Source organism: Brunnivagina elsteri CCALA 953, assembly GCF_002289455.1.
GTDB lineage: Bacteria > Cyanobacteriota > Cyanobacteriia > Cyanobacteriales > Nostocaceae > Brunnivagina > Brunnivagina elsteri.
Genome location: NZ_NTFS01000435.1, coordinates 1 through 5,242, shown reverse-complemented (window position 1 = coordinate 5,242; position 5,242 = coordinate 1). Strand labels below are relative to the sequence as shown.

The following is a 5,242-nucleotide window of genomic DNA, read 5'->3' as shown; positions in this document are numbered from 1 at the left end:
GATATGAAACATTGCTAAATCAACATCTTGCAGGTGTTTTTTTGGTGAGAGTTCTTGCCAGTAGTTATTTTGATTGGGTTTTAACTTATTCAGCAAGCCCTAAGTAGGTAAATACACAAAAGTTTAAGGTATTCACAATGTATAAATATTTTCGTATTCAGACTTAGCCCATTGTCCAAATACAATACCTATGCTCCCCATTCGTCCCAAACAAACAGCTTGCACCTACACCCGCGATGGTATACGCTTAGATGCTGATGTCTACCGTCCCGATGGCAAAGGTGATTTTCCCGTATTACTAATGCGTCAACCATATGGGAGAAACATTGCATCAACCATTGTTTATGCCCATCCCAGTTGGTATGCTGCACAAGGGTACATCGTCGTCATTCAAGACGTGCGTGGTAGGGGTACTTCAGAAGGGAAATTTAAACTATTTGCCCATGAAATTGCTGATGGGGAAGATAGCGTTAACTGGGCGGCAAAGTTACCCGGTAGCAATGGCAACGTGGGTATGTACGGGTTTTCCTACCAAGGAATGACGCAACTATATGCAGCAGCCGCAAAACCAGAAGCACTCAAAGCCATCTGTCCCGCAATGATTGGCTATGATTTATACAACGATTGGGCATATGAAGGTGATGCATTTTGCTTGCAAACAAACCTTGCATGGGCGCTACAATTATCAACAGAAACCGCTAGACTACAGAAAAATGAAAGAGCATATCAGGTACTTTCAGCAGCAACGCGGAATCTACCTTTCCACGATGCAACTCCCAACTATCCAGAAGTTATCAAGTTTTTTGCTCCAGACTCTTACTACCACGACTGGATAAACCATTCCCAACAAAATAACTACTGGCAAGAACTCTCACCAAAAAAACACCTGCAAGATGTTGATTTAGCAATGTTTCATATCGGTGGCTGGTTTGATACCTATTTGCGTGGGACACTAAATCTATATAATGATATGGTATCCCGTAGCCAATATCGGCAACAGCTACTAATAGCACCTTGGGCACATATTCCTTGGGGTAGAAAAGTTGGTGCAGTGGACTTCGGTGTTAATGCCATTAGTCCAGTAGATAAAATGCAAATATCTTGGTTTAACCAATTTCTCAAAGGGGAAAATACAGGTTTACTCGATTTACCACCAGTTTGGTTATTCGAGATGGGGACTAACATTTGGCACAACTCCCCCAACATACCAATACCTTCCCAGAAATCGTACTTTTTGTCAAGCACCGGATTAGCGGGAATTTGCGAAGACTCTGGCAGTTTAATCGACAATCCAGACTCAATCCCAGACTTAATCCCAAATATATCGTCCGACATTATTGTACATGACCCTTGGCGACCCGTACCTTCCTTAGGTGGACATGCAGGAATCCCCGCAGGAATGTGCGATCGCAGTCAGATTGATGCGCGTTCAGATGTTTTAACTTATACCAGCAAAATACTTGATGAAGACTTGCATTTAACAGGTAGTGTAATTGTGGAAATATCCTGTTATGCCGACAAAGTAAGCTTTGACTTATCCGCCATTCTTTCAGAAGTTTACCAAGATGGACGCGTATATAACATCACGCAAGGATATCGTAATTTTCGGGATGGAACGAATGAAACTGTGCGAAAAATCGAATTACAACCAACTTGTATCCGAATTGCCCAAGGAAATGCCTTGCGGTTGAGTTTGAGTGCATCATGTTTTCCTGCTTATGCGATGAATGCAGGAACAGGGGAAGAAATTAGCTCTTCAAAATTAATCAATTCGGAAATTATCACGATTACAGTAAATTGTCGTGATTCACGAATTTTATTACCTGTAGTTGCTGATACCTAACAGACATCTGGTGAAAATGAATGTAGAGACGTAGCGATGCGGAGGCACGACAAGGGTTTCAGGCAACGAATCATTAAATTCAGTCGATGTTTAATAATTCCTGTTCAAGATACCACATTACCAGAAACCAGGTTTCTCCCAAAACGAAAAATCCCCAGAGACTTCAGAGTTTCCCTCTAAAATATAAAAGAAACATCTCCAGATACGCCAAAGCTTACACCAATGCTGCGATCGCAATCCAAAACTCTAACATTGGCAGAGTTTCTGCAACAACCAGAAACAAAACCAGCTTGCGAATATATCGACGGGGAAATCATTCAAAAGCCAATGCCACAAGGTAAACACAGTACAATTCAAACAGAAGAATCTGCTGCTATCAATGTAATATTGAAACCCCAGAGGATTGCACGAGCTTTTACCGAGCTAAGATGTACATTTTCTGGACGTTCCGTTGTACAAGATATATCTGTATTTACATGGGAAAGAATACCACGGGATGAAAATGGCGAAATTGCCAATATCTTTCCATATCCCCCAGATTGGACAATAGAAATATTGTCTCCCGATCAAAGTCAAACAAAAGTAACGAAAAATATTCTGCATTGTTTAAAGTATAAAACTCAAATGGGTTGGTTGATTGACCCATCTGAACAAACAGTATTCGTGTACGTAGGGGAAACTATACAAGTATTTGACCAAGCAGCACAGGTTTTACCTGTACCAGGATTTGCGATCACATTTCAACAAACTGTAGGTGATTTGTTTGCTTTACTGTTGGAATAAAATCTAAAATCCGTCTTGAAAAGTTTGACGGTACGGAAACCGAACCCGTCAACTTTTCGCAAAATCTAAAATCCAAAAAAAAACAGAGACACAGCAAAATGTCTCCGCTTAAACTAATGCTCTCTTTGTTTTCCTAAAATCCTGCCCTTCAACAGGTTTAAGCTTCTACCCTCGTTTGCAATCCGGGAACCATTAATGCAATCATTTCTAAAATTGCGGCTCTATCCCCCGTCTGGCAACGCTCGAATAATTTTTTGACATCAATATGTCCTGCACTGGTTTTTGATACCTCCAGTGCGTTTGCTGCGGCTTTCTGATTGTTATTTGCACATGCCGTATACAGTATCAATCCTGCCATTGTGTACAAATCCAACATCGGTTCATCACGAGTTATATTTACTACGCTGGGGAACTGCGATCGCGGATGGATGAATTGGCTGAAGTTTAGTTGAGTCATGCCTTTTGTTGCTTAATATGGATATGGATGTGGAGGAGTGCAGGTTACGGGATATAAAATAACACTTAATTTCTAATCCTAAGTCGCTCTCTAGTCTATTCGAGACACCTTGGTAATAATAAAGACGAGACGATGGACACTATCAGTAGAGTTTTTAATTTGCCAAAGCACTTTAAAAGCACTTTATATATATGAAGTTGCCATAATGACAACAATAATTATTCCTTTCCCGTCAAATAAAATTGGGTATTTTAAGCGACAGGTATTGCTTAAGTAAGTGACAGCGTATATACTGGTACATATCAGAGACCAAACCTCGGATTCCTTGTTCAAGTCATTAGCTAGCCAGGTAAGGTGCTAGCTGTTAGGGTGTCCTACCATTCTTTTTTCTTCGGTGGCTTATTACTCCACGCCTTTATAGTACCCCTTGTCATTTTTTTTTGTCAATATGTCATTTAAAAATTGTGGTACAAAATGTCTTGATTTTTTGATGTCATGAGAGAAAATAGAGACAGGCGTTAGATTAAACATCAGGTGAAAAAGTCGAAACTATGACTGACAGAAGGCGTTCAGACGATTACAAGCAGGTGAGTGGTTACGTTCCGAATTCCTTGGCACGGGAATTCAAAGTCATCTGCGCTCGTGAAGGGATGTCCCAAAGTGATGCTATAGAGGAGATGCTTTACGAGTGGATTACCAAACGAGGTGGTGCGGGTTCCTTAGAAGACGAGCAATCTCCGAGAACGGTAGCCGACTTGGTGCGGGTAAACATGGCAAAATTAAAGCGTTGTGGAGTCAAAAACTTGCCTGCGATCGCAAACGGCGAAGTTTTACCCACACCTGGGGATTTCGCGATTATTACATCGTATTTAGCCATCCCAGAAGAAGAAAGAAAAATGATTTGGCAAGAAACTTTTAAAATTTCCGTGGAAAATGGTTCTACAGGTGTAAAAGTATATAAATACTCTGGAGGTATAAAAGAAGGTGAGTGCGAGTATTCTTAGTATCCTGAACTTACCAGGCTGGAACTATAAAATTTCCTACGAAGGAGTTTCTATCTTTGCCCCGACTAAACGGGATGCAACCAATCTTGCTCACAGCTACGGGGAGGCACTTAGCGAAACTGCGGCAAAATTTAACGGTAAGGTGCGAATAGGGTGGAAACGATGTAAACAGCCGATTGAGTTTTATGCCTGGATGTCATCAGGTGAAGCTCCAGCACCTTCAGAAACAGCCGAACGCATCATGCGTAGTGGTAGTTCGGTATTTTGTTCTCAGTCCGAATTGCCAATAGAACTATTGCGGCGAATGATACTTGCTGCGGAGTGCGATCGCCCTGTTAGTATTGTCAGGCAGGATAATCGCAAGCAAATCATTGTCAATCAACCGATGGCTGATATGTTACAAACACCCCCTGAGGTAGCAACTCAGAGGGTGATGACTAAATTTTGGTTGCCGGAAGATTTAGCAGAACTCGAACAAAGATTGCACCAAGATAGGCAATTTACTTGGACTTATTCTGCTGGACTGAATGAACAAGCTTGGGCAGTTTTGACTACCAAATTTGAAGCATTTGAAGCCGATGGGATTTGGTATCGACAAGGAATCAGCTTGTCAGCACCTCAACTAGTCGCAACTCCTCCAGGTGCATTTGCTCCCGCTTGAGCTAGTTTCGATAGTTGGCATCTACCCAACAACGGGGCAGACTTTCGCCAGATGGGAATACAAGATTTTCTTTTTTATAATTAATCGGGTCTTGTTCTTCCTCACCTAATTGGTTTTGTCCTTTGACAATATCACTAACAGGGTTAATTAATTCTTGAATATCAAGAATTTCGACGATGCTGCTGCCATCTTTAGATTGTAATAGCATTTAAATCTACCTCTATTTTTTATTTAGTGAATGATTAATTGGGCATTTAATTGTAATAGTTAAGTTGATAAATAATATGACAAAGAGATAGGGGTACAACACATCTGTACCCTTACTGTTGTATGTCTATAAATAATTTATAATGCCATGAATATTAAGCATTAACTAATTATAATTCTGCTTGTTCCACAATTTTTTTTAACCTCATGTATGCCTGTTCTGGGGTCAGAGGTGGCGACAGAACTTCATTAGGAATGTAGTATTGCCTGGAATCGGCAAAGTAACG

General features: G+C 40.8%; 5 protein-coding genes and 1 pseudogene. 4 read left to right on the top strand and 2 right to left on the bottom strand.

The genetic code is table 11. The features are described 5' to 3' along the window. The first annotated feature begins 190 nt into the window (after window positions 1–190). A complete protein-coding gene (locus CK510_RS25800; protein ID WP_095724394.1) occupies window positions 191–1,843 on the top strand; it encodes a CocE/NonD family hydrolase in 1,653 nt (550 codons plus the stop codon). Between the two features lie 222 nt (window positions 1,844–2,065). Continuing rightward, a complete protein-coding gene (locus CK510_RS25795; protein WP_095724393.1) occupies window positions 2,066–2,626 on the top strand; it encodes a Uma2 family endonuclease in 561 nt (186 codons plus the stop codon). A 157-nt stretch (window positions 2,627–2,783) separates the two neighbouring features. On the opposite strand, the gene CK510_RS25790 is transcribed toward CK510_RS25795, so the two are convergent. Continuing rightward, complete coding sequence (locus tag CK510_RS25790; RefSeq protein ID WP_095724392.1) at window positions 2,784–3,083, bottom strand: hypothetical protein; 300 nt, start codon at window positions 3,081–3,083, stop codon at window positions 2,784–2,786. A 545-nt stretch (window positions 3,084–3,628) separates the two neighbouring features. On the opposite strand from CK510_RS25790, the pseudogene CK510_RS25785 reads away from it, so the two are divergent. Next, window positions 3,629–4,087: pseudogene (locus CK510_RS25785) on the top strand (RepB family protein); the annotation flags it as partial. Next, entirely contained in the window at window positions 4,068–4,748 is a 681-nt protein-coding gene (locus CK510_RS25780) for a PAS domain-containing protein (RefSeq protein ID WP_095724390.1), read from the top strand. The pseudogene CK510_RS25785 and the gene CK510_RS25780, both read left to right, overlap by 20 nt. A gap of 1 nt (window position 4,749) precedes the next feature. Here the strand turns inward: CK510_RS25780 and CK510_RS25775 are convergent, their stop codons facing one another. Next, a complete protein-coding gene (locus tag CK510_RS25775) occupies window positions 4,750–4,956 on the bottom strand; it encodes an acetyltransferase (RefSeq protein WP_095724389.1) in 207 nt (68 codons plus the stop codon). Window positions 4,957–5,242 lie beyond the last annotated feature (286 nt).

Excerpts from the sequence above, each read along its gene's own strand:
- CK510_RS25800 (WP_095724394.1), top strand. The coding sequence starts at position 191 with ATGCTCCCCATTCGTCCCAAACAAACAGCTTGCACCTACACCCGCGAT.
- CK510_RS25790 (WP_095724392.1), bottom strand. The coding sequence starts at position 3,083 with ATGACTCAACTAAACTTCAGCCAATTCATCCATCCGCGATCGCAGTTC.
- CK510_RS25795 (WP_095724393.1), top strand. The coding sequence starts at position 2,066 with ATGCTGCGATCGCAATCCAAAACTCTAACATTGGCAGAGTTTCTGCAA.
- CK510_RS25775 (WP_095724389.1), bottom strand. The coding sequence starts at position 4,956 with ATGCTATTACAATCTAAAGATGGCAGCAGCATCGTCGAAATTCTTGAT.